Annotated in this window: 18 protein-coding genes and 1 pseudogene; 14 read left to right on the top strand and 5 right to left on the bottom strand. The window is 59.9% G+C overall.

The genetic code is table 11. The features are described from left to right. The 6 genes from BSF44_RS18755 to BSF44_RS18780 all read left to right on the top strand — a co-directional run bounded on the left by BSF44_RS18755 (position 1) and on the right by BSF44_RS18780 (position 10,946). Entirely contained in the window at positions 1–1,581 is a 1,581-nt protein-coding gene (locus tag BSF44_RS18755) for a VWA domain-containing protein (protein ID WP_095944780.1), read from the top strand. Further along, a complete protein-coding gene (locus BSF44_RS18760) occupies positions 1,578–3,005 on the top strand; it encodes a BatD family protein (protein WP_095944781.1) in 1,428 nt (475 codons plus the stop codon). Before BSF44_RS18755 ends, BSF44_RS18760 begins: the two co-directional genes overlap by 4 nt. Further along, positions 3,002–4,030 carry an HAD family phosphatase gene (locus BSF44_RS18765; protein ID WP_095944782.1) on the top strand — a complete coding sequence of 343 codons (1,029 nt, stop codon included), beginning with the start codon at positions 3,002–3,004 and terminating at the stop codon, positions 4,028–4,030. Before BSF44_RS18760 ends, BSF44_RS18765 begins: the two co-directional genes overlap by 4 nt. 73 nt (positions 4,031–4,103) lie before the next feature. After that, positions 4,104–5,678, top strand: coding sequence for an arylsulfatase (locus BSF44_RS18770; protein WP_095944783.1), 1,575 nt, complete (start codon positions 4,104–4,106; stop codon positions 5,676–5,678). A gap of 183 nt (positions 5,679–5,861) precedes the next feature. Beyond that, positions 5,862–8,375 (top strand): fused MFS/spermidine synthase, encoded by a 2,514-nt coding sequence (locus BSF44_RS18775; RefSeq protein ID WP_095944784.1) that lies wholly within the window; start codon positions 5,862–5,864, stop codon positions 8,373–8,375. Positions 8,376–8,585: 210 nt separating this feature from the next. Then, positions 8,586–10,946 (top strand): tetratricopeptide repeat protein, encoded by a 2,361-nt coding sequence (locus tag BSF44_RS18780; RefSeq protein WP_095944785.1) that lies wholly within the window; start codon positions 8,586–8,588, stop codon positions 10,944–10,946. A gap of 104 nt (positions 10,947–11,050) precedes the next feature. Here the strand turns inward: BSF44_RS18780 and BSF44_RS18785 are convergent, their stop codons facing one another. Continuing rightward, the gene (locus BSF44_RS18785; protein ID WP_095944786.1) at positions 11,051–11,953 is read right to left on the bottom strand and encodes a universal stress protein; all 903 of its coding nucleotides are present in this window, start codon (positions 11,951–11,953) and stop codon (positions 11,051–11,053) included. A gap of 273 nt (positions 11,954–12,226) precedes the next feature. Here BSF44_RS18785 and BSF44_RS18790 point away from each other — a divergent pair, with 273 nt between their 5' ends. The 3 genes from BSF44_RS18790 to BSF44_RS18800 are packed head-to-tail and all read left to right on the top strand — an operon-like array spanning position 12,227 to position 16,205. Beyond that, complete coding sequence (locus BSF44_RS18790) at positions 12,227–13,522, top strand: exo-alpha-sialidase (RefSeq protein WP_095944787.1); 1,296 nt, start codon at positions 12,227–12,229, stop codon at positions 13,520–13,522. Next, a complete protein-coding gene (locus BSF44_RS18795) occupies positions 13,519–14,136 on the top strand; it encodes a hypothetical protein (protein ID WP_095944788.1) in 618 nt (205 codons plus the stop codon). The genes BSF44_RS18790 and BSF44_RS18795 overlap by 4 nt, the downstream gene beginning before the upstream one ends. Positions 14,137–14,168: 32 nt before the next feature. Next, positions 14,169–16,205 (top strand): LTA synthase family protein, encoded by a 2,037-nt coding sequence (locus tag BSF44_RS18800; RefSeq protein WP_095944789.1) that lies wholly within the window; start codon positions 14,169–14,171, stop codon positions 16,203–16,205. A gap of 64 nt (positions 16,206–16,269) precedes the next feature. Here BSF44_RS18800 and BSF44_RS18805 read toward each other — a convergent pair whose 3' ends face one another. After that, positions 16,270–16,764, bottom strand: coding sequence for a hypothetical protein (locus BSF44_RS18805; protein WP_095944790.1), 495 nt, complete (start codon positions 16,762–16,764; stop codon positions 16,270–16,272). A 158-nt stretch (positions 16,765–16,922) separates the two neighbouring features. On the opposite strand from BSF44_RS18805, the pseudogene BSF44_RS29885 reads away from it, so the two are divergent. Then, a pseudogene (locus BSF44_RS29885) lies at positions 16,923–17,003 on the top strand (aspartate/glutamate racemase); the annotation flags it as partial. A gap of 1 nt (position 17,004) precedes the next feature. Here the strand turns inward: BSF44_RS29885 and BSF44_RS18810 are convergent. From BSF44_RS18810 to BSF44_RS18820, 3 genes are all read right to left on the bottom strand, one after another. Further along, positions 17,005–17,526: a GNAT family N-acetyltransferase gene (locus tag BSF44_RS18810; RefSeq protein ID WP_095944791.1), complete on the bottom strand. Its 522-nt coding sequence runs from the start codon at positions 17,524–17,526 to the stop codon at positions 17,005–17,007. 82 nt (positions 17,527–17,608) lie between these two features. After that, on the bottom strand, positions 17,609–18,589 hold the full coding sequence (locus BSF44_RS18815) for a LysR family transcriptional regulator (RefSeq protein WP_095944792.1): 981 nt from the start codon (positions 18,587–18,589) through the stop codon (positions 17,609–17,611). A gap of 73 nt (positions 18,590–18,662) precedes the next feature. After that, positions 18,663–19,103 carry a carboxymuconolactone decarboxylase family protein gene (locus BSF44_RS18820; RefSeq protein WP_095944793.1) on the bottom strand — a complete coding sequence of 147 codons (441 nt, stop codon included), beginning with the start codon at positions 19,101–19,103 and terminating at the stop codon, positions 18,663–18,665. Between the two features lie 205 nt (positions 19,104–19,308). Here BSF44_RS18820 and BSF44_RS18825 point away from each other — a divergent pair, with 205 nt between their 5' ends. The 4 genes from BSF44_RS18825 (at position 19,309) to BSF44_RS18840 (ending at position 22,670) form a co-directional block, all read left to right on the top strand. After that, positions 19,309–20,742: a PLP-dependent aminotransferase family protein gene (locus BSF44_RS18825; protein ID WP_095944794.1), complete on the top strand. Its 1,434-nt coding sequence runs from the start codon at positions 19,309–19,311 to the stop codon at positions 20,740–20,742. 123 nt (positions 20,743–20,865) lie between these two features. After that, the gene (locus tag BSF44_RS18830) at positions 20,866–21,159 is read left to right on the top strand and encodes a putative quinol monooxygenase (protein ID WP_046037161.1); all 294 of its coding nucleotides are present in this window, start codon (positions 20,866–20,868) and stop codon (positions 21,157–21,159) included. A 160-nt stretch (positions 21,160–21,319) separates the two neighbouring features. Further along, positions 21,320–21,730, top strand: coding sequence for a cupin domain-containing protein (locus BSF44_RS18835; protein ID WP_095944795.1), 411 nt, complete (start codon positions 21,320–21,322; stop codon positions 21,728–21,730). A gap of 229 nt (positions 21,731–21,959) precedes the next feature. Beyond that, entirely contained in the window at positions 21,960–22,670 is a 711-nt protein-coding gene (locus BSF44_RS18840; protein ID WP_095944796.1) for an ATPase, read from the top strand. Positions 22,671–22,756: the final 86 nt, after the last annotated feature.

The raw sequence follows: 22,756 nt of genomic DNA on the forward strand, positions 1-22,756 counted from the left end.
ATGGACAGCAACCTCAGCGACTTCCATTTCCTGCGCCCCCTGTGGCTGTTGCTCGCGGTGTTCGGTGCTTTTCTGCCATTGCTGTGGCGGCGCAACCAGGACCTGCAACGGCGCTTGCGCAGCAACATCGCCGCGCACCTGCTGCCGCATCTGCTGATCACCCCGCAGGACCGGCAACGCCTGCGTCCGGTACATCTGGTGTGTGCGCTGCTGGTGCTGGGCGCCATCGCCGCCGCCGGGCCGACCTGGGAGCAGGACCGGCCGGACTTTCTGGAAAACCGTGCGCCGCTGATCATCGCCATCGACCTGTCACCCTCCATGGACGCCGGCGATGTTCCACCCAGTCGCCTGGAAGCGGTCAAGCACAAGCTCCATGACTTGATCCAGCGCCGCGCCGGTTCACGCAACGCCCTGATTGCCTACGCCGGCAGCGCGCATCTGGTATTGCCCGCCACCGACGACCCGGCGCTGCTCGATACGTTCATTCAGGCCCTGAGCACCGACCTGATCAACAAACCGGGGAAAAATGTCAGCGCGGTCATCGATCAGGCCAAGCGCCTGCTCGCCGCCGAGAAAACACCCGGCACCCTGCTGCTGATCACCGATGGCGCCGACACCTCGGCACTGGCCGGGCTGGACAAGCAACTGGCAAACAGTGCGCTGCAAGTGCTGATACTGGCGGCTGGCAGCAGCGACGGCGGGATCATCCGCGATGCCAGCGGCCAGCCACGCACCGACAGCAACGGTCGCCCGAAAATGGGCAGCTTCGATCAGGACGCCCTCAAGCAGCTGGCCTCGGCGATGGATGCGCCGCTGGGCAGCCTGACCCTCAACGATGACGATCTGGACTGGATCGAACTGCACGCCGAGCAGCATTTCCAGTCAGCCAGTGACGAACAGCGCGAACTGCACTGGAAGGACGCCGGTTACTGGCTGTGCTGGCCGCTGTTGCTGATCGCCTTTTTCAGCGTACGCAGGGGCTGGAGCCTGAACTGGATGGCCGCACTGCTGCTGGCGGTGGGCCTGGGCCTGCAACCGGCGCCGGCCCAGGCCAACGCGCTGACCGATGCCTTTTTCACCCGCGACCAGCAAGGTCGCTGGGCTTTCGAACATGAGCACTACCCTCAGGCGGCGGCGCTGTTCGTCGATCCGTACTGGAAAGGCGTGGCCGCCTATAACGCGGCCGATTTCGACCTGGCACTGGCCAGCTTCGCGCGGCTCGATACACCGCAGGCGTATTTCTACCTGGGCAACATCTACGTGCGCCGGTTCAAGTTCGATCAGGCCATCGCGTCCTATACCCAGGCGTTGAAATTGCAACCGCAGTTCCCGCAAGCTTCGGCCAACCTGGCGTTGGCCATAGCCTTGGAAAAGGACACTGAAAGCGCCGAGAAAAACACGCCAGAGGTCAAACCCGACGAAATCAAGATGGACAAGGCGCCGGGTAAAGGCCAAAGCAAAAAGGTGGAGACCCAGCAAGCGGCCTCGGATGAGCAATGGTTGCAGAACCTCACCACATCGCCGGCGAAATTCCTCAAGCAGAAATTCAGTCTGCAGGATCAGGCGGGGGCTAAACCATGATCAGCCTTCAAGACCGAGTCGCTGCCATCGCGAGCAGGCTCGCTCCTACAGAGGATTTGCGGTGCGCCAGGATCAAATGTAGGAGCGAGCCTGCTCGCGAAGGCGCCAGATCAATCACCACAACACTCGGCGCCCTGCTCATTGGCCTGGTCAGCCTCAACACATTCGCTGCCGACCCGCAGTTGAAGGTACAGGCCACCCTGCAACCCGCCACCCCCGTCATGGTCGGCAGCCTGGTCAGATTGCAACTCGATGTCTTCACCGACGCCTGGTTCACCAGCGCCCCCACCCTGCCCGACCTGAAACTGCCCGGCGCCTTGGTGATGCCACCGGACGGCCATGCCGAGCACATCAACCAGACCATCGACGGCCAATCCTTCAGCGGCATGCGCTACAGCTACCTGATCACCCCGAACCAGGCCCAGGGCTTCGACATTCCGGCACTGACGGTACACGCCACACCGGGCCAGGCCAGCCACGCACTCAGCGCCCAAAGCCAGCCTTTGCATTTCAGCGCCGCGCAACCACCGGGGTTCCAGCCCGGCGAGGCAGTGCTGGTGGCCCAAGGGCTGCGTTTTACCCAGAAGACCACCCACTCGGCCACGCCGCTCAAGGTCGGCGACAGCATCACCCGGGAGCTGACCTTGCAGGCCGACGGTGCACTGGCCATGTCACTGCCGACACCGGCACTGGACGATATCAAGGGCCTGAGTCGCTACCCGAAAACTCCGCAAATCCGCAATCTGGATGACGGTCGGGGCCACTTCAATGGCGGCCAACGCATCGACAGCATGACTTATCGAATCGACACCGAAGGCCACTACCGCCTGCCATCCGTTGAACTGAAATGGTGGGATGCCAGCAGCCAGCAAACCCGCACGGCCACGGTGCCTGCCGTGACTTTCGAAGCGACCGCAAACGGCGCCTACAAGCCGGTATTTTCAATCGCCGAAGACCTGAAAAAACTCGGCCAGCAGAATCGCCTGCACCTTTCCGGGCACTGGTTCGGACTATTGGCACTGGTTTTGGCGGTGGTGGCACTCGGTTGGTTCAGTCGCCCGCTCGTGCACCGCGCGCACCTCAAGTGGCAAGCCCGACGCCACGCCCGGCACACCGCTTGGCTCGAGTCCGCCGACTACGCGTGGCGGCAGATCCCGGCGCAGATCGAAGGCAATCCGGCGCAACTCAGCGCCCTGTACCTGTGGACCCGACGCAGCCACCACGGCCTGAAACTGACCGGCCTCGGCCCGCGCCTGCAAACCTTCCTGCGCACCTGTTATGGCCGCGAACCGGACAAAGAACAGGCACTTCGCCAAATCGGGGAATCCTTGTCTACGCTGCATAGTCAGGCCGGACGCAACAGAGAATCAGTCTCTTGCGCACTGCATCCACTCAATCCTGTTCACGACAAGGACTTGCCATGACGAATTCGATATCTCAACGCCATCATCGCGCATTCAGTTTCCTGCTGACCCTGGCCTTGAGCCTGCCGCTGCTGGTGCAGGCGGCCGAGCCGCTGCCCTCCTGGAACGACGGGCCGTCGAAAAAGCAGATCATCGAGTTCGTGCAGACGGTCACCGATCAAAACAGCAAGGACTTCGTCAGACCCGAGGACCGCATTGCCGTGTTCGACAACGACGGCACCCTGTGGAGCGAGCAACCGATGTACTTCGAGTTGCTGTTCGCCCTCGAGGAAGTCAAGCGCACCGCATCGCAGCACCCGGAATGGAAAACCACCCAGCCCTTCCAGGCCGTGCTGGAAAACGATCACAAGGCCCTGGCTGCCAGTGGCCTTGAAGGCATGATGAAAATTTTCGGTGCCACCCACACCGGGATGACCACCGAAGCCTTCGATGACTACGCCAAGACCTGGCTGAGCCAGGCCCGCCACCCGAAAACCGGCAAGCCCTATACCGAGATGATCTTCCAGCCGATGCTGGAGATGCTCGACTACCTGCGCGGCAAGGACTTCAAGACCTACATCGTCTCCGGCGGCGACACCGGGTTCATGCGCGCCTTCGCCGAGAAGGTCTATGGCGTTCCGCCCGAGCAGGTGATCGGCACGACCTTCGTGACCACCTTTGATTACAAGGATGGCAAGGCGTCGATCCTGCGCACACCGAAACTGGCCCACAACGACGATGGCCCGGGCAAACCGGTCAGCATCGACGCGGTGATCGGGCGCCGGCCAATCCTCGCCTTCGGCAACTCCGACGGCGACCTGCAAATGCTCCAGTGGACCGCCGCCGGTCCCGGCAAACGCTTCATGGGCCTGGTGCATCACACCGACGCCAAACGTGAATGGGCTTACGACCGGCAGTCGCAGATCGGTCGTCTGGACAAGGCCCTGGACGAAGCAAACAAACGCGGCTGGACGGTCGTCGACATGGCCTCCGAATGGCGTCGGATCTACCCGTTCGATGCCGCCACTCCCGAGCAAGCGCAATAAAAAGACGTCATGCAGGACCGCAATAAACGTTTGTCGCTGTACGCGACGCAAGTGAGCATAAGGAGCCAGTCAGATGACTCGCATACGTAAGTGGATACCGAAACTCGCCCTGATGGCGACAACGGTCATGGCAATGGCGGCGAATGCCGCTGACAAACCCAACATCCTGGTGATCTTCGGCGACGATATCGGCCAGACCAACGTCAGCGCCTATTCCATGGGCGTGGTCGGCTACAAGACCCCGAACATCGACCGCATCGCCAAAGAAGGCATGATGTTCACCGACTACTATGCGGAGAACAGCTGCACCGCAGGACGGTCTTCCTTCATCACCGGGCAGACGCCACTGCGTACCGGGCTATCGAAAGTTGGCGTGCCTGGCGCACCGGTCGGTTTGCAAAAGCGTGACATCACCATCGCCCAGGCCCTCAAGTCCCAGGGCTACGCCACCGGCCAGTTCGGCAAGAACCACCTGGGCGACAAGGATGAATACCTGCCGACCAACCACGGTTTCGACGAGTTCTTCGGCAACCTGTACCACCTCAATGCCGAAGAAGAACCCGAGCGTCCGTACTGGCCCAAGGACGACCCCGAGTTCGTCAAGGCCTACTCGCCGCGCGGCGTGATTCACAGCTTCGCCGATGGCAAGATCGAAGACACCGGCCCGCTGAACACCAAGCGCATGGAAACCATCGATGACGAAACCACCGCCGCCGCGCAAGCGTTCATCGAGAAACAGGCCAAGGCGGACAAGCCGTTCTTCGTCTGGATGAACACCACCCGCATGCACTTGTTCACCCACGTGCGTGAATCGATGAAGGGCCAGAGCGGCATGCCCGGCAACGATTACGCCGATGGCATGCTCGAGCACGACGGCGACGTCGGCAAACTGCTGAAAACCCTCGATGACCTGAAAATCACCGACAACACCATCGTCGTCTACACCACCGACAACGGCCCGAACCAGTTCTCCTGGCCGGACGCGGCGACCACGCCGTTCCGTAACGAGAAGAACTCCAACTGGGAAGGTGCCTACCGAGTGCCGGCTATGGTCCGCTGGCCGGGCAAGATCAAGGCCGGTGAAGTGTCCAACGAGATGTTCTCGGGCATGGACTGGTTCCCCACGCTGCTCGCCGCAGCGGGCGAAACCGATGTGAAAAACAAGCTGCTCAAGGGCTGGGCGCCGACTTCCGGTGGCACCAACTTCAAGGTGCACCTGGACGGCTACAACCAACTGCCTTACCTGACTGGCCAGGCGCCAAAGGGTGAGCGCAAGGAGTTTTACTACTTCAACGATGACGGCGTGCTGGTTTCGATGCGCTTCGGCAACTGGAAAGCCGTGTTCTGCGAACAGCGCGCACCGGGCGGTTTCAAGGTCTGGAGCGAACCATTCGTATGCTTGCGCGTACCGAAGACCTTCAATCTGCGGATGGACCCGTATGAGCGAGCCGACATTGTTTCTGACCAGTACTACGATTGGCAAACCAAGAACGTCTACCTGACTGCGCAAGCAGTTGGCAAGTCGGCGGCGTTCCTGCAAACCTTCATCGAATACCCGCCTAGCCAGAAACCGGCGAGCTTCAGCATCGACCAGATCCGTGCTGCGGTAGACGCCAAAATCGCTGAAAAAATGAAAGCTGCACAGTAAGACCGCTGGACCGCCGCTCGCCTTCACTGGCGAGCGGACTTATTTTCGATCCGGGACCGCATCGACTTCATTCGCGAGCAGGCTCGCTCCCACAGGGACAGCATTGCAAATGTGGGAGCGAGCCTGCTCGCGAAGAGCCGGTGCGGTCACAGGCTATTTCGAATTGGAACAAGGCAATCCGCAATGACCTCACGTGTCGCCAGCAAGTCGTCGGCCATACCTGCCCTTCAAGTCGCCTCCCCGGCGCTGTTGATCCCCGCCCTGTTGCTGTTTGTCTCCGGCGCCGCCGCGCTGGTGTACCAGGTGCTGTGGATCAAGCAGCTGTCGCTGGTGGTGGGCGTCGAGGTCTATGCCATCACCACCGGGATCAGCGCGTTCTTTGCCGGGCTGGCCCTGGGCGGCTTGCTGTTCGGCCGCTGGGCGGACCGGATGCAGCAACCGGTTGTGCTCTACGCCGGGCTGGAAGTGCTGGTGGCGGTACTCGGCGTCGCCGCGACCTTTGCCATGAGTCTGGCGGCCAGCCCCTTTGCCTGGCTGGAAGCACACGTAGGTTTGCTGGCCTGGGTGCTGCCGTTCGCGCTGGTGGGCATTCCCGCGCTGTTGATGGGTGGCACCTTGCCGGTGCTGGTTCGCTCCCTGGCCACTGACCCACAACACCTGGGCAAGGCCGGCGGGCAACTGTATGCGGCGAACACCGCCGGGGCCATTGCCGGCACCCTGCTCGCCGCGTTCGTGCTGATCGCCACCCTCGGCGTGCGCGGCAGCGCACTGGCCGCCGCCATGCTGAACCTTCTGGCCGCCGCGGGAGCCTTGTGGTTTCAGCGCCGGCGCGTGGCAACCGTCGATGCCCCGGTGAAACATCACACTGAAAAAACCCCCGACCGCCTGGCCCTGTGGCTGTACTCCATTGCCGGTGGCGTGGCCCTGGGCTACGAAGTGGTGTGGTCACAATCGATCGTGCAATTCATGAGCACCCGCACCTACGCCTTTGCGGTGGTGCTGGCGACTTACCTCACCGGGTTGTTCCTGGGCAGCATGCTGCTGGCCCGTCGAGTCGATCGTCTGCGCGATCCCTGGGGGGTGTTCGGTTTGCTGATTGCCGCAGCCGGAGCGATTGCCTTGCTGGAAGTGGCGTTGCTCGGACGCTGGCTGGTGCTCGCCCAGACCCTGGTCGAATCCTGGGTATTGTCATTGGGCGGCAGTGAGCTGGCGGGCATGAGCACGCGGTTTGCGGTGGCCGCCTTGAGCATCGTGTTTGTACCGACCCTGTTGCTCGGTGCGGCGTTCCCCTTGGCCCTGCGCTTGAGTGTCGGCGGCGAACGGGTGGGGCGCAACGTCGGCGAAGTCGTCGCGTTCAATACCCTTGGCGGGATCATCGGGGTGATGCTCTGCGGCTTTGTCCTGATCCCGATGCTCGGTCTGGTGCGAACCCTTGGACTGCTGGCGATGATCGCCGCCGGTATCGCCTACCTCGCCGTACGCAAGGGCCATGGCGTGAAAAAGGGCCGACGCCAGGCAGTGGTTGCCATCGGCCTGGTGTCGCTGGCACTCGCCGTGTTCACGCCGGTCAACAAACTCGCCAGCCTGCTGCCGGGGGCGCGCAATGGCACGCTGACGTTCTACGAAGAAGGCCGTGGCGGAACCGTCGCCGTGGTCACCCAGGGCAAGGGCGAAAGAGCGTTCCAGCGCTTGTACATTCAGGGCGTGTCCAATACCGGCGACGCCATGCCGTCCCTGCGCTACATGCGGATCCAGGCGCTGTTGCCCCTGTTGATTCACAACGGTGAGCCGCGTTCGGCACTGGTGATCGGGTTCGGTACCGGTATCACCGCGGGTGCCCTGACCCGCTACCCCGGTCTGGAACATCGCGTGGTCGCCGAACTGCTGCCTTCGGTGGTCAAGGCGGCCCCCTTGTTCAAGGGCAATTTCAATGCCGCGACCGATCCGGGGGTCGATGTGCGCTTGCGTGACGGTCGCCAGGAACTGCTGCGCAATCCGCAGCGCTACGACCTGATCACCCTCGAGCCGCCACCGCCCTCCGCTGCCGGCGTGGTCAACCTGTATTCCCGGGACTTCTACCAACTGGCCGCCAGCCGGTTGCACAAACAAGGCCTGGTCGCCCAATGGCTGCCGCTACCGACGCAGAACATCGACGACTCGCGCTCACTGGTGCGCAGCTTCCTCGACGTGTACCCGTACGCGACCCTGTGGACCAGCGAATTCCACGAGATGCTGCTGGTGGGTTCGATGGAGCCGATTGAACTGGATGTGGCAAAGATCAACGCACGCTTCCAGCAAGACAGTGTTCGCGGCACCTTGCAGGATGTCGGCGTCGGTTCGGCCGCGGCGTTGCTCGCCACCTGGGTGACTGACCGTGAAGGGCTCGAACGCTTCGCTGGCGATGCGCAACCGGTGACGGACGATCAGCCCAGGATCGAATACGCGCCCTGGGTTCGGTCGAAAGAGATCAGCCGCGTGTTGCCCGCCCTGCTCGACTTGCACCAGCCGCCAGCCGTGTTGAACGCCGACGCCGGGTTCATCGAGCGCATGAACACCCAGCATCAACGCCTGATGCAGTTCTACCGGGCGAGCCTGCATGCCTATGACGGCGACCGTGACGCCTGGGCCAGGGATATGCGCGAGGTGATGCGTTGGGATTCCGGGAATCCGTATTACCGGTGGTTTGTCGGGGAGTGATTGGGCGCCTTGGCGGCCGCCATCGCGAGCAGGCTCGCTCCCACAGGGGACTTGTGGCGCTCACAGATCCAGTGTGGGAGCGAGCTTGCTCGCGATGGGGACATCAGCTTCACAGCATCTGCCATTTGACAGACGCCGACCATCCGGCAAAGCTGAATCGAGCTTCATCGCGCGCCGCAAGGCAATCGCACCTGGACCATGGAAGTCGTAATGCCGAACCATAAAAATAAAGCTGCAATCCCAAACCCTGATTCGCAACCGACCCTGATCAACCGTTACCTGTTCCCTGTCACCATCGGCATCCTGCTGCTGGCAGTGGCGGGTATTGGCTGGTTTTTGCTGGGCGGTACACCGACGCCGCTCAAGTCAGTTCCCGTCAGCGCCCCTGCCGTGCAACCGGCCAAACCGCAACCGGTCGCTGCCGCGCCTGCGAAAATGGTCGATGAGCAACAATGCCAGGGCTGCCACGGCGAGCAGGTCAAGGACTGGCAAGGCTCCCATCACCAACTGGCGATGCAGCAAGCCAACGCGGACACCCTGCTCGGCGACTTCAACAACGTCACCTTCAAGGCCGAGAAAGAGACCACGGTGTTCTCGCGCAAAGGCGACGAATTCTGGGTCAACACGCCGGGAATCGATGGCAAGAATGCCGATTTCAAAGTGGCCTACACCTTTGGCATCGCCCCCTTGCAGCAATACCTGATCGAGGTCGGCGAAGGCCGCTTGCAGGCTCTTGCGGTGGCCTGGGATACCGAGAAGCACCGCTGGTTTCACCTCTATCCGGGCCAGGGCGTCACCTTCAAGAACCCGCTGCACTGGAGCAAGCCGAGCCAGAACGCCAACTTCATGTGCGTCGAGTGCCACACCACCGGCTACAAGCGCAATTTCGATGCGGCGAAAAACACCTTCGACAGCCACTGGAACAGCCTCGGCGTCGGCTGTCAGGCCTGCCATGGCCCGGCGTCCAGTCACCTGGAATGGGCCGCGAAGAAAACCGACCTGATCCATGCCGGCTTTGCCGTCGATCTCAAGGACAAGAACGCCACCGTCGAAATCGAAACCTGCGCCCGCTGCCACTCGCGTCGTGCGCCGCTGGACGATGGCTACACGGTCGGCAAGCGGCTGATGGACGACTACCTGCCGAGCGTCCTGACCCGCGAGTTGTACGCGCTGGACGGCAAGATCAAGGATGAAGTGTTCGAACACGGCTCCTTTGCCCAGAGCAAAATGTTCGACAAGGGCGTGCGTTGCAGCGACTGCCACAACCCCCACAGCACTCAGCTGAAAGCGCCTGGCAACGGAGTGTGCCTGCAATGCCACAACACCGCCGGCAAAACCACTGTGGAAGGTGTCGACGGCAAGGGCCTGCTAGCGAAAAACTACGACTCCATCGAACACACTCGCCACACCCTGGGCCAACCGGGTTCGCAGTGCGTGGATTGCCACATGCCCGGCAAGTTCTACATGGGCAACGACTTGCGGCATGACCACAGTTTCAGTATTCCCAACCCCGAGCGGGCGAAAAAACTGGGGACGCCTGACGCTTGCCTGACTTGTCACCAAGGCAAGGCCGGCGACAAGGTCACCGAGCAATTCAAGCTGTGGAACACCGCCAACGCCAGCGTGGTACAGGCCCCGCGCTACGACGAAAGCCTGTGGCTGATTCGCAATGGTCAGGCCGGCGCTGGCGAGGCATTGTTCGAGCAACTGCAACGCAGCAACCTGCCGGCGATTCAGCGGGCGACACTGCTGGCCGAGCTGCCGGCATACCCGAGCGAACAGGCGTTGAAACTGACCACCAAGGACCTGGGCAACCCGGCGCCGCAAGTCCGTGAGAGCGCGGTGCGAGCGGTCAGCGCCTTTCTGCCGCCAGCGGAGCGCGCGCCATTGCTGACGCCGTTGCTGAGCGACCCGGTGCGGGCTGTACGCATCGCCGTCGCCCGGGACCTGCTCAGCGTGGCACGCAATGGCCTGGGCACCGCCCAGGACAGCTGGAATGCCGCCATCGCCGAGTACGAGGCGGTGCAAAAAAGTCTGGCCGAGCGTGCCGAGGCCAACCTGAACCTGGCCATGCTCTATCAGGCCGATGGCCGCGGCACAGAAGTCGAAGCGTTGCTGCGTACCGCCCTGCAGCGCGATCCGGACTTCTACCCGGCGTTGGTCACCCTGGTGCAATGGCTGGAGGCCAACGGTCGCCGTCAGGAAGCCCATGCCCTGCTGGCGCAAAGCCTCAAGGACCACCCCGACTCAGGCCTGCTGCAACACACCCAGGGCCTGGCGCTGATTCGTGCGGGCCAGGCCGCTCAAGCCTTGCCGTACCTGCGCAAGGCCGCGCAACTGGAACCGCAGAGCGGACAGTTCGGCTATGTGCTGGCGGTGGCCCTGCATGACAGCGGCAAGATTGACCAGGCGTGCGCAGAACTGGAACGGCTGTTGAAAGAACAACCGGCGAACCGTAATGCCCGCTTGTCGTTGATCCAGTACTACCTGGACAACGGGCAGGAGCCCAAGGCTCAGGTGCTGTTGCAGGGCTGGAAGAAAATGAACATGGGGGATCCGGCGTTGAAATGATCGGGGGGCTGACTCAAAGGCCTCTAGCGAGCAAGCCTCGCTCCTGCGAAATCAATGTGATAGCTGCAGGAGCGAGTCATTTGGCTGCGTAATAGCCAATCCATTCACTGATCCACAGATCCCGCGACGGCGAAAATGTTGCAGGGCACTTGAAACAGGACATGCTCCGTCGTACTGCCCACCCATTTGCCCAGTCCCTTGCGATGCGCATTTCCCATGACGATCACATCGGCTCGGTGATGCGCTGCAAAGTCAGCCAGCGCTTTGCCAGGTGGCCCTTCAACGAAGTGTTGTCGCTCATTGGGCACGCCGTAGTGGTCGGCCAGAGCGATAAATGACTTTTGCAGTGACTTGCGCACATCGCTGCTGAAGCCCAGCATCGTCACTGCACCAGCACCTGCGTCGGATATATGTGTCTGCGATAGATCGTAGGCATGCAGCAGATGCAGCTCCGCGCTGCATTGCATCGACAATCCGTTCGCCGCCTGGATGATGCGGTCGTTGATGCCAGCGATCTGGGTCTCGGGTTGTGATGGATCGACTGCCGCCACTACCACCCGCGGAAGTGGACACCTGACTTCGCTGACCAGATGCACAGCCACCGGACATTCGCGCAACAGATGCCAATCCAGAGGCGTAATGAACACGCGTTTGAGCGCTGACTCGTGGTGCACGTCCTTGATAACCAGGTCCGGCTGCATTTCTGCCACGTGCCGAAGTATTTCTTGCAGCGCGGTTCGCGTAACAAGCACTTCGGTACTCACCGTGACTCCGCGCCCGCGAATAAGATCGGCCTCATCCTTCAACCATTTTTCGTTCTCTTGCTGACAGGCTTCGCGAAAACGTGCACCTGCGCTCATCAAACCCATCAGGTTGGAGTCTTCGATAAACACCGTGATGTGCAGCGCAGCGCCAGTGGCCTCGGCAATGGCGACAGCTCGCTCCAATGCCGGGGTGTGGCGCATGGCTGGACCGGCTATCAGAAAGAGTCGTTGATACTGGCTCATGTAACACCTCCAAACGTTCCGGGATATCTGGCTCCCCCAGCGCACTGGCCTGTCACACCACCGACGATTTACTATCGCCTCAACTGTCTGGATCGACACTATCAATATACGCCTGGATTCGATCAATTCCCCACTTCACCGGGTCGACTTTTTCAACAGCGGCTACACTGCAAACACATTTACTTACAAATACTTCATTTGCAAAAAACCGGTCTTGCAACTATAGGTGATAAGTTATGGCCCTCGATCGGGCCAAGAGATGCCTAGCCTCACATGCGCATCAAGCTACCCAGTATTTCTGCCCTCGGTGCTTATCTCGCACTGTCTTGCCTCTTTGTGACCGCATGGTTACTCAATCCTGCCCACACGCATTCGTCCTTTGCGATGAATCCGGTGAAGGCTGTGGCCGATCAAGTGGCCAGGCCCATTTATACCAGCCGTTTCGCCTCGTCCGGGCTGGTGGACTTCGTGCATTCCTCGGCCGTAACCGCCTTGCCTGACGGTAGCTTGATGACAGCCTGGTTTGCTGGCTCTCGCGAAGGCGCAGCCGATGTGCAGGTGCGTTCCGCCCGCTTCGACGAGAAAACCGGCGAATGGGGTGCTGAGCAGGTATTGGCGACTCGGAGTTCGACCCAACAAGGCACCCAAAGATACATCCGCAAGCTGGGCAATCCGGTGATTGCACTGGCGCCGGATAAACGCCTGTGGTTGTTCTACGTATCCGTGTCCATGGGCGGCTGGGCCGGCAGTGCAGTCAACGTCATGGTTTCCGACGACTTCGGTGAAAATTGGTCCGCTCCGCGCCAACTGATCACGTCCCCCTTTCTGAACATCAGCACCCTGGTCCGATCCGCACCCGTGTTTCATGCCGACGGTTCCATCGGTTTACCGGTCTACCACGAATTTCTGGGCAAGTTTGCCGAATACCTCTACTTGAGCGCAGACGGTGATGTGATCGACAAATACCGCATCAGCTACGGCAAGAACTCATTGCAACCCACGGTGGTTCCGCTGGATGGGCAGCGCGGCATCGCCTTGTTGCGATATGCCGGCAACACTCACCACCGTGTTCTGGCGACCCGCACCGAAGATGCCGGACAAACCTGGAGCGAACCTTATCCGCTCGACCCATCGAATCCCAATTCTTCGCTGGCAGCTGTCGCAACCCCCGAACATGGGTTGCTGGTAGCGCTCAATGACCTGCAAGAGGGGCGCTTCAAGCTGAGCCTTTACGGTACCGACGAAAAAATGGACGATTGGCACTCGTTGCGTGACCTGGACAAATCACCTGATCCGGAAGGCGATCCGTTTTCACCCCTGGCCTACAAGAAAATCATAGGCAATGAGTTCCGCGGTTCCAGTGGCGCGCTCCGCCAGCCGCTGGAGGCGCAATTCCTGAAGAATCTCGACACACGTGTCTGTAACCCCCGAGGCTGCGAGTTTGAATATGAATATCCATATTTCATCCGCAGCCCGGACGGCATGTATCACCTGGTTTATTCCTGGAACAACACTTTCATCAAGCACGTTGCTTTCAACGATGCGTGGCTGTCCGAGCGACTCAAATGATTAACCTTTGGCAAGCCCATGTCAGCTTCGCGATGATCCTCTTCCTCGTGCTTCCGTCTTTCGGTTTAAACAGGAACTGGCGTATCGCCCTGCTTGCCGCCTTGCTGGCCGCCAGTTTCATTCCACTGGACGGGTTGTCGTTGGCCACGTATTTGCGCAGCCACATCGATGACCTTGCGATCACGTCACTCGTGTTCATGGCTTGGGGCTGTTTACGTCGGCTGGGCTTCTTGCCGCCTGCGCAGCAAGGTAAAACCGGCATATTGATCATGTTCGCCACATTGGCCCTGGTGCTGTATCCGGCAACCCTTGGTCTGAGCGATCTGGATCCCTATCGGCTTGGATACAACCCGCGCCCGATGTTGATTTTCTTCGCACTGCTCACACTGGGCCTGTTTTACCTGCGCAACAGCCTGGCCGTCGTGATGCTGTCCAGCGCGACCCTGGCTTTCATCATCGGGATAAAACCTTCGCAAAACTATTGGGATTACCTGATTGATCCGCTACTGGGTCTGTTTTGCTGCGCGGCACTTCTGATGATTTTCATACGCTGGACGTACGGTTACCTGAACAAACGACTCAGCTCAGTGCGTAACGTATCCAGATCCGTTTGAGCTTCAACGACATATTTAACAGGGGAACATGGATGGCTTGGCTGCAATCGAGACGTTTGCACTATTGGCTAGGCGCAACAGCGATTCTGTTTGCGTTGTTTGCCCTGCTACGGGTGATGTTCTTTTTCGGCTATTCCGGTTTCGACGCGAATGCCCTGATCGACGACGAGGCCGTACGGGAAACCCTGGGCATCGGTTTTCGTTTCGATCTGCGCCTGGCCATTCTGGTGATGCTGCCGTTGGCTTTGCTGGCCTGGATTCCTCGCTGGAACCTCACCTCAAGCCGCTTGCTGCGCTGGATCGCACGTTTTTATATCTTCGCGTCCCTGGGTGCCCTGCTGCTGATCTACATCATCGATTTCGGGCATTACGCGTACCTGGGCGTGAGGATCAACGCCACGGTATTGCGCTTCATCGAGGATGCACAGATATCCCGTGACATGGTCTGGCAGACCTACCCGGTCATCTGGATTTCTCTGGGTTGGCTGGCAACGGTAGCGCTGGTGACACTGGCCCTGGTGCGTCTGGAACGAGTGACGCTGGACCGCCCTCGCAAACCGGTTCACCCGCTCTGCGCCACATGGGGCGGCGCGTTGATGGTCATGGTGGTATTGCTGGGCATCCTGGGCCGTGTCGAGAACATGAACCTGGAAAACCCGGTGCCATTGCGCTGGAGCGATGCCTTCTTCTCGGGCAATAACCAGACTGCCGCACTGGGGCTCAACCCGGTGATCTTCCTCTATGACACGCTCAAGGTCGGCCAGTCGCGCTATGACGAAGCGCAGGTGCGCGAGCACTATTCAGTCATGGCCAACTACCTGGGCGTTGACCAGCCCGATCCGCAATCTCTCAATTTTGTTCGCCACCAGGCACCACAACCTTACAAAGTACCGGGATCACGACCGCCAAACGTGATGTTTGTCATGCTTGAATCCTTGGGCACCAGTGCCGTCGGGGCTTACGGCAACCCGATCAATCCGACACCCAATCTCGATCGCCTGGCCACCCAGAGCTGGTTTTTCGAGCACTTCTATGTGCCGGTAACAGGGACTGCAAAAACCGTATGGGCCAGCATTTCCGGGGTCCCTGACGTCACGCGCCAGGAGACTGCGACACGTAACCCGCTGATCACCCGGCAGAACTCCCTGGTCAATGCCTTCACCGGCTACGAGAAGATCTACACCATCGGCGGCAACTCCGGCTGGGCCAACATGAATGCCTTGATTCGGCAAAGCATCGACGGCGTTCGCCTGTACGAAGAGCGGGATTGGAAATCCCCGGTGGTGGATGTCTGGGGCATTTCAGATCTGGACCTGTTCAAGGAAACCGACCAGCTCCTGCAGGCGCTCCCCAAGGACAAACCGTTCTTTGCGTATGTACAGACTGCCGGCAACCATCGTCCCTTCACCATTCCCGAGACCAATGATGGATTCGAGGTCAAGCACCCTACCCTCGAGGAAGTCCAGGCCGCAGGATCGCGCAGTGTCGAGCAATACAACGCCGTGCGCCTGCTGGACTTCAACATCGGCCGCTTGATGGAAATCGCCAAGGCTGGCGGCTACTACGACAACACCATTTTTGTGCTGTTTGGCGACCATAACACCCGTATCGCCCAAATCCCTTTCCTGGCCCCGGCCTATGAGCAACTGGGCCTGGAAAGCAATGCGGTGCCGATGATCATCCATGCCCCGGGCTTGCTCGGGACACGCAAGGTCCAGGAGGCGGTTGGCCTGGTGGATTTGCTGCCAACCGTGGCGGGCATGGCCGGTCTTGAGTTCCGCAACAGCGGCATGGGTCGTGATATCCAGCAGCCGGCGCCCGAGGGTGAACGCGTGGTACCGCTGGTATTGCGTGAGGGAACGTTCCCGTTGATTGCCGGCGTGACTCAACATTACATGGTGCAAATGGAGCACGACGGCAGTTCGCCAACGCTCCACGACCTTGCCTCGAAGACGCCTCTGGACAACGTGGCGGAGCAAAACCCCGAAGAGTTCAAACGCCTGGTGCAGTTGACCCGCGCCATGCATGAAACCTCAAGGTTGATGCTGTATCAGAACGTGAGACAGTAACGGCTGGTGCCAGCAAGCCCGCGCCTATGGTCCAGATAGACGCGGGTGGGCCTGAGCGAAGAAATCAGCTGCGCTCGCGGGGAATCAGGCTCTGCAGCTGTTGCGCCAGAAAGTTCGCATCGAATTCAAAGGTATCCGGGTCCTTCAAGCCATTGGTCTTGCGCCACTGCCAACCAGTGGACGGCGGCACGCACACCAATGACACACTGCCATAACGCGCTGCGGTAAACCCCATCACAGCCACGGAAATCTGCCCGCCGACGCCCATCACATCCGGCACGAACTCCACCGGTTTGCCAGCAATCACAATGGACAGTTTTTCGCTCTTGAACGTCGAGGTCTCGACTGGCACGCTCGGCCCCGATGCGACATAGGCCTCACGGCTTACTTCCAGCAAATGCGGTACCAGCACCGGCTCCAGCCACTGCTGGATCTGATCGAACAGTTCAGCAATGCGCGCCGCCCATTGTGCCGATTGCGACTCGAACAGCTGTTTCTTGTGCGCTTCGCTTTCTGCGTAGTGACGAAGCATCTCGCCCAGTTGCTGTACATCGTCCATTGCGGTGGTCCTTTGGTTGAAGCAGTACTGCGGACTTTCAGAATGGCAGATGCGCGTTGTTCGCGTACGACTAAAAGCGCGAACGGTACTGGCTGGGAGTCAGAGAGATGCATTCGACATTTTCTGATAGATCGAAATACGGATCTACGGGCCCCTCGCCCGATCACAGCACCCTGACCTTGCTCGACACCACCGAGCTGCATGCGCAAGCTGCGGTGGCGTTCGCCCTGGGCGACTGACTCAACCGGCCCTGGGCGTACGACGCAGGCGCGCCATGCTCAAGGTGTCCACCAGTACGCCGTCGCGCACGGCGTAATCACGGAACAGGCCCTCGGTTTCGAAGCCGAACTTGCGGTACAGGGCAATGGCCGCTTCGTTGTCGGCATATACCGACAGCTCGATGCGCTGCAGATTCATCCAGTTATCGGCAATATCCAATGCCGTTGCGAGCAGCTTCGAGCCCACGCCTTTGCCCTGCCAAGCCACCGCAACGCCCATGCCGAAGCTGCCGGCATGGCTGCGACGAATGCGTGAGAATTGCTCCAGGCCAATGTTGCCAACCACCGTGCCTTGATGCAGGGCCACCACTTTCACCAGGCGTTCGTTATCCAGCGCCAGGCGACTGCGCCAGAGGTCGGTGGACTGAAACGGCATCTGCAGAGTTTGACGGGCGATTGCCGGATCGTTGTACAGCGCCGCAATGCCTTCGATATGGGATTCGTTGAAACGTTCGAGGGTGATGACAGGTTCGGTGGTTGGCATGGGTGAATCATCCTTGAAGCAGACATGGCCGTTCACTCTATAACGCTACCTTCGGCTGTGGCGAGAACCAATGTGGGAGCACTCAGCTTTCGAACCACTCCCGGCGCTCGCTGAAGGTGTTTTCGATCAATTCGACGATCATCCGTACCTGCGCGTCGTCCCCGGAATCGGCGTTGACCGCCATCCACACCTGACGCCGCATGGGTTGGTCAAACAAGCCCGGCAAGGCAATCAGCCCGCGGTCGAAGTGGCTCATGTAGTGCGGCAGCAGGCCGATGCAGGCGCTGCATCGGATCATCTCCAGCATCAGCCCGTAGGATTGCAGTTGCACCGCCCCCGCCAGGCGCTGGTCCACCAGTGCATTCCATGGCCGGAAACTTTCGACATGGACGTCCGGCCGCCATTGCACCAGGAGAAAATCGGCCAGGTCATCCATGCATTCCGGCCTGGAGGCAACCCGCGAGTAGCGCTTGGCAATGTGCGGAAGGTAATCGAGTGGCGCCAGGCGCCGGGGTTCATTGGTGGCAAAGCTCGGCCCCGGCAACGGCGATCCGGTCTCGCCCAGCCACACCACCACGTCGGCGCTGACCGCCTGCAATGACATTTCGCTGTCGAGCGTGATGATGTCCAGCCGAACGCTGGCGTTGCGCCGCAGCAGTGCAACCAGGTCGCGTCCGAGAATGTCATGCAGGATCGAATCCGCCACGGCCAGGCGAATCAACGGTTGCTCGATCACCGGCAAATTGCGTTCATGGGCCAGGGCGATCAATTGTGCGTGCAAGCGCAAGCCATCGCGGCTGAGGCTGAATCCAATGTCAGAATGGTTGAACAGCGAACACTGCAACTGCGTTTCCAGCAGCACCAGTTGCCTGCGCAGACGGGTGGCCTTGATGTTGAGACTACGGGCGGCCTGCATGAAGCAACCGCAACGGGCGCTGACGGTGAAACACAGCGCCCGTTCGGGGTCGATACCCGCTGCCAACTGGCGCCAGGACGCGTTTTTATCGATGGCTACACGATACTCGGCAGCACCCTGTTGGGTGTAGATTTCCATGACTGACATCGAGGACTCCCTGTCGATCGGACACTGACAGGTCCATCCTGCGGATCCTTCATGAAGCTGCTGTGACAAAGACTCAGGCGCTGGGTGTCTGCCGGAAGCTTACGGCCAGGCGATTCCAGCTGTTGATGGTGGTGACGGCGATGGTCAGGTCGACCAGTTCGCTTTCACTGAACTGGTCCCGGGTCTGGACGTAGACATCGTCGGGCACATGGCTTTCGGAGAGCAAGGTGACCGCCTCGGTCCAGGCCAGCGCGGCTCTTTCCCGGGGGTTGAAAAAGTTACTGTCGCGCCAGACCACAATGGAATACAGGCGCCGGTCGCTTTCGCCCAGGCGTCGTGCATCCACCGAGTGCATGTCGGTGCAAAAGGCACAGCCATTGAGCTGCGAAGCACGAATCTTGATCAGGTGCAGCAGGCCCTGCTCGATGCTCAGGCTGCTGGTCAGGGCCTCCATGGCGATCATGGCTTTCATCGCCTTGGGGGACGCGCTGTAGTAATCCAGACGGGGGTTCATGGAGCGATCTCGTGCAACCGTGAGGTGATTTTCACGGTAGTCGCTGGCGCGCAAGCATGACAGATCCAATCAGGCGATTTCCCCGGTGACCAGCGCCACCAGACCAATTGACGGTTTTTCCACTGCACAACTTCTGTACTACAAGCGGATAAGGGTAATCTTGCGCGACGCACACGCGCCTCAACAGCCCCGGAGCCTCGCCGGTATGGAACTACATGTTGTCATCAACGGCCGCAAGGATCTGGCCGGCCAGCTGTACAACCAACTGCGCAGCGCCATCGAGTCCGGTCGTCTGACCGCCGGGACGCAACTGCCGCCCAGCCGTTTGCTGGCCGAACAACTGGGTATTTCGCGCAAGACCATTTCCGACACCTACGCCCAACTGACCTACGAAAACTTCCTCACCGGGGTGGTCGGCAAAGGTACCTACGTCAACGCGCGCTCGTCCAAGGTGCAGCGCAAACAGAGCCACACCGAGCTTGCCGGTTTCGAGGTGATCGAGTCCTGGCGCAACCTGCCGGTGTTTCTGCGTCATCCGACCCTGGAAGGCTCGCTGCGCTACGACTTCATTGGTGGCGCCACCAGCAAGGGCCAGTTCCCCCAGGATGACTGGCGGCGCTGCACCTCTCATGCGCTGCGCCAGATGGCCGGTTCCAAGGGCCTCTACAGCCTGCCCGAGGGCTTGCCCGCCTTGCGCAACGCCATTGCGCAGCACATCGCGTTCTCCCGCGGGGTCAATTGTCAGGATGAGGATGTGGTGGTGTGCAACGGCGCGCAACAGGCGCTGGACCTGATCGCCCGGGTGCTGATCAGTCCGGGCAGCCTGGTCGCCATGGAGGACCCCGGCTACCCGCCAGCGCGTCTGCTGTTCGGCACCCATGGCGCCACGGTGATAGGCGTGCCGGTGGACGCCGAAGGCATTGTGGTGGACCGGATTCCTCGCGGCACTCGCCTGATCTATGTCACCCCGTCGCACCAGTTCCCGCTGGGCATGCCCATGAGCCAGGCACGCCGGGAAGCATTGCTGGCCAAGGCCCATGAGCTGGGCGCGATCATCATCGAGGACGACTACGACAGCGAATTCCGCTATGAGGGCCGCCCCACCGATTCCCTGCAGAGCATGGATGAACGGGGGATCGTCGCTTACGTCGGGACGTTCTCGAAAACCCTGTTACCGGAGCTGCGGCTCGGCTATGCGATCCTGCCGCCGGCGATCCTCGAGGCCGTGGTGCGCGCCAAACAGCTCACCGACCTGCACACCTCGACCCTGCCGCAATGGGCACTGGCCAAATTCATCGCCGAAGGCTGCCTGCTCAAGCACATCCGGCGCTGCCATACGATCTATGCCGGGCGCCGCGAGCGGATCCTGACGCGCATGGCCGGCGACCTCTCGTCCTGGCTTGAGGCGGTGCCGTCTACCGCCGGCTTCCACATGGTGGTGATGTGCAAAGTGCCGATAGATATTCCATTGGTGATCGAACTGGCGAAAAAAGTCGAAGTCGGGCTCTATGCCATCGACAGTTTTTTCTATCAGGAAACGCCCAGGGCCGGGCTTTTCTTGGGTTTTGGCGCCATCGAAACCCTCGACATCGACATCGCCCTGGACCGTTTGCGCGACATCCTGCAGCAGGTGGCCTGACGGATTGGCCTGCGGCTTTATCCGGCGATTGGCTATTGGCGGTCCCAGGGGGCGGGCCTATCCTGCATAGGCGTTATCCCTCAATGAGCAGGATTCGTCCGGCCTGATTCAGGAGTGTGAGCAATGTCCCATGAAGTGATCAATACCGTACAGGTACAGGCCGCCGCCGGCCGCTCGGATGAACTGGGTAAGCAACTGCAAAAGATTGTCGAAACCCTGCGTGAACTACCGGGCTGCGAATCCTATATGGTCGACCGCTGCCCCGAGGACACCAATCGCTGGACCGTCAGCGCCCACTGGCAATCGGAAGCGGCCATGCGATCGCATTTCAACTGTCCTGAAGTCCAGGGCTTCATCAGCCTGATAGATAGCCAGTTGGCCAATGCCGTGGACTTCAACAGTTTTCCGATCGTTTAACCATTTCCCGTGGTGAGGGAACTTGCTCCCTCGCCATCATTTTTTCTCCGTTGGCCTTCCTGCAATTGGCCCCCTCGCCTTCCAGAATATTGGCTGTTTAACCTCTACAGCTTGCGCACTACTGTGGTTTGCAACAACCAACCACCGCAGGTAAAGAACCATGAACGTGTTGCGCTTTTGTGCTGCCCCTCTCGTCGCCCTGGCCCTTATTGCATCCGCATCGGCCTTTGCCCATGCCCCTTCGGAAAAAGTTACCGTCCTGCAGGACGAAATGCTGAAGAACGTCCCTGGTAAAAAAGCGCTGATGATCGAAGTCGATTACCAGCCCGGTCAATCGTCCATCGCCCACAAACACGATGGCACCACCATGGCCTATGTCATTTCCGGACAAATCACCTCCCAAGTGAAGGGCCAGCCGGCGAAAACCTACAAGGCCGGTGAGTTCTGGTATGAGCCGGCGGGGTCGGAACACCTTGTGTCGAAAAACGCCAGCGCGACCAAGCCTGCCAAGTTGCTGGTATTCATGGTTTTGGCCCCGGACGAGAAAGTGTTGATCCCATTGGAACACTGATGGCTGAACGTACAGCTATAAATAAAAAGGCTCGAATCGTGAATTCGGGCCTTTTTATTTCCCGACGCAATTAGCCGGAGACTTTTAAACCAAACAAAACTATTGACCGCCGGATAAGTGCGGACATTGGTTATTTAAATAAATCATCCAGGGTTTAGTCTTGAGTCACCGCCGGCACAGCACCGGCAACTTTAACTTTCGACTAAAGTTGTTTCACTGGAGAAACACCATGAAACTTGCGCTTGCCAGTACGTTCACCATGGCTGTTGTTTTAACCGGTTGCTCGATTCCCACTGCGCCGACGGCGGTCTCTTCACTGAGCGGTATCTTTACCGAACCGGTAGGCCGTAGCAGTACTACCCTGATAACCAACGGCAGCCATATCTCGCTGGGTATTGTCTACAGCCAGAATACCCAGACCAACCGCGCCTATCTTCGGGACTACCAGGCCAACGCCGGAACCGGTTTCGGCCAGAGCCTGCTGGTACAGCCAATCCATGACGCCTATGTAACCACCTCCAGGCCGGACATGGCCGTGGACTGGGTCAAGGCCTCCCTGCAGCGGCAATTCGGCTCTGTCACGGTGTACCCGGACATGCAGAGCCTCAGGGCGGCGAAACCGGATGTGATAGCGGTAATTGACACCCGCAGCCAACTGATGACCTCGCGCAGTTCAGACATACAAGCAGATGTCAGTGCGGTTTTTTACGACAAGAACTTTAACTACATCGGTACTGCACAAGGGCATGACGCCAAAGCACTCAGCCCGGTGTGGGCCGACTATAAACGCAGTGAAGAGATAGTTGCGGACATTAACGAACAACAGAATGTACAAGTCAGGGCGCTGCAAAAGTTTGACCAGTCGCTCAGTAATTTACTGACCAACCCGACAAGTAATGTGTCGATGGTTGATAATAAATCCAGCCAGAAGTTGTATTGACTTCAATGGCCCCATCGCGAGCAGGCTCGCTCCTACAGTGGGCTTCTGTTGTACACAAAATCTGTGTTCACTGAAGAATGACTGTG

It is taken from the genome of Pseudomonas sp. ACN8 (assembly GCF_002303925.1).
Classification (GTDB): domain Bacteria; phylum Pseudomonadota; class Gammaproteobacteria; order Pseudomonadales; family Pseudomonadaceae; genus Aquipseudomonas.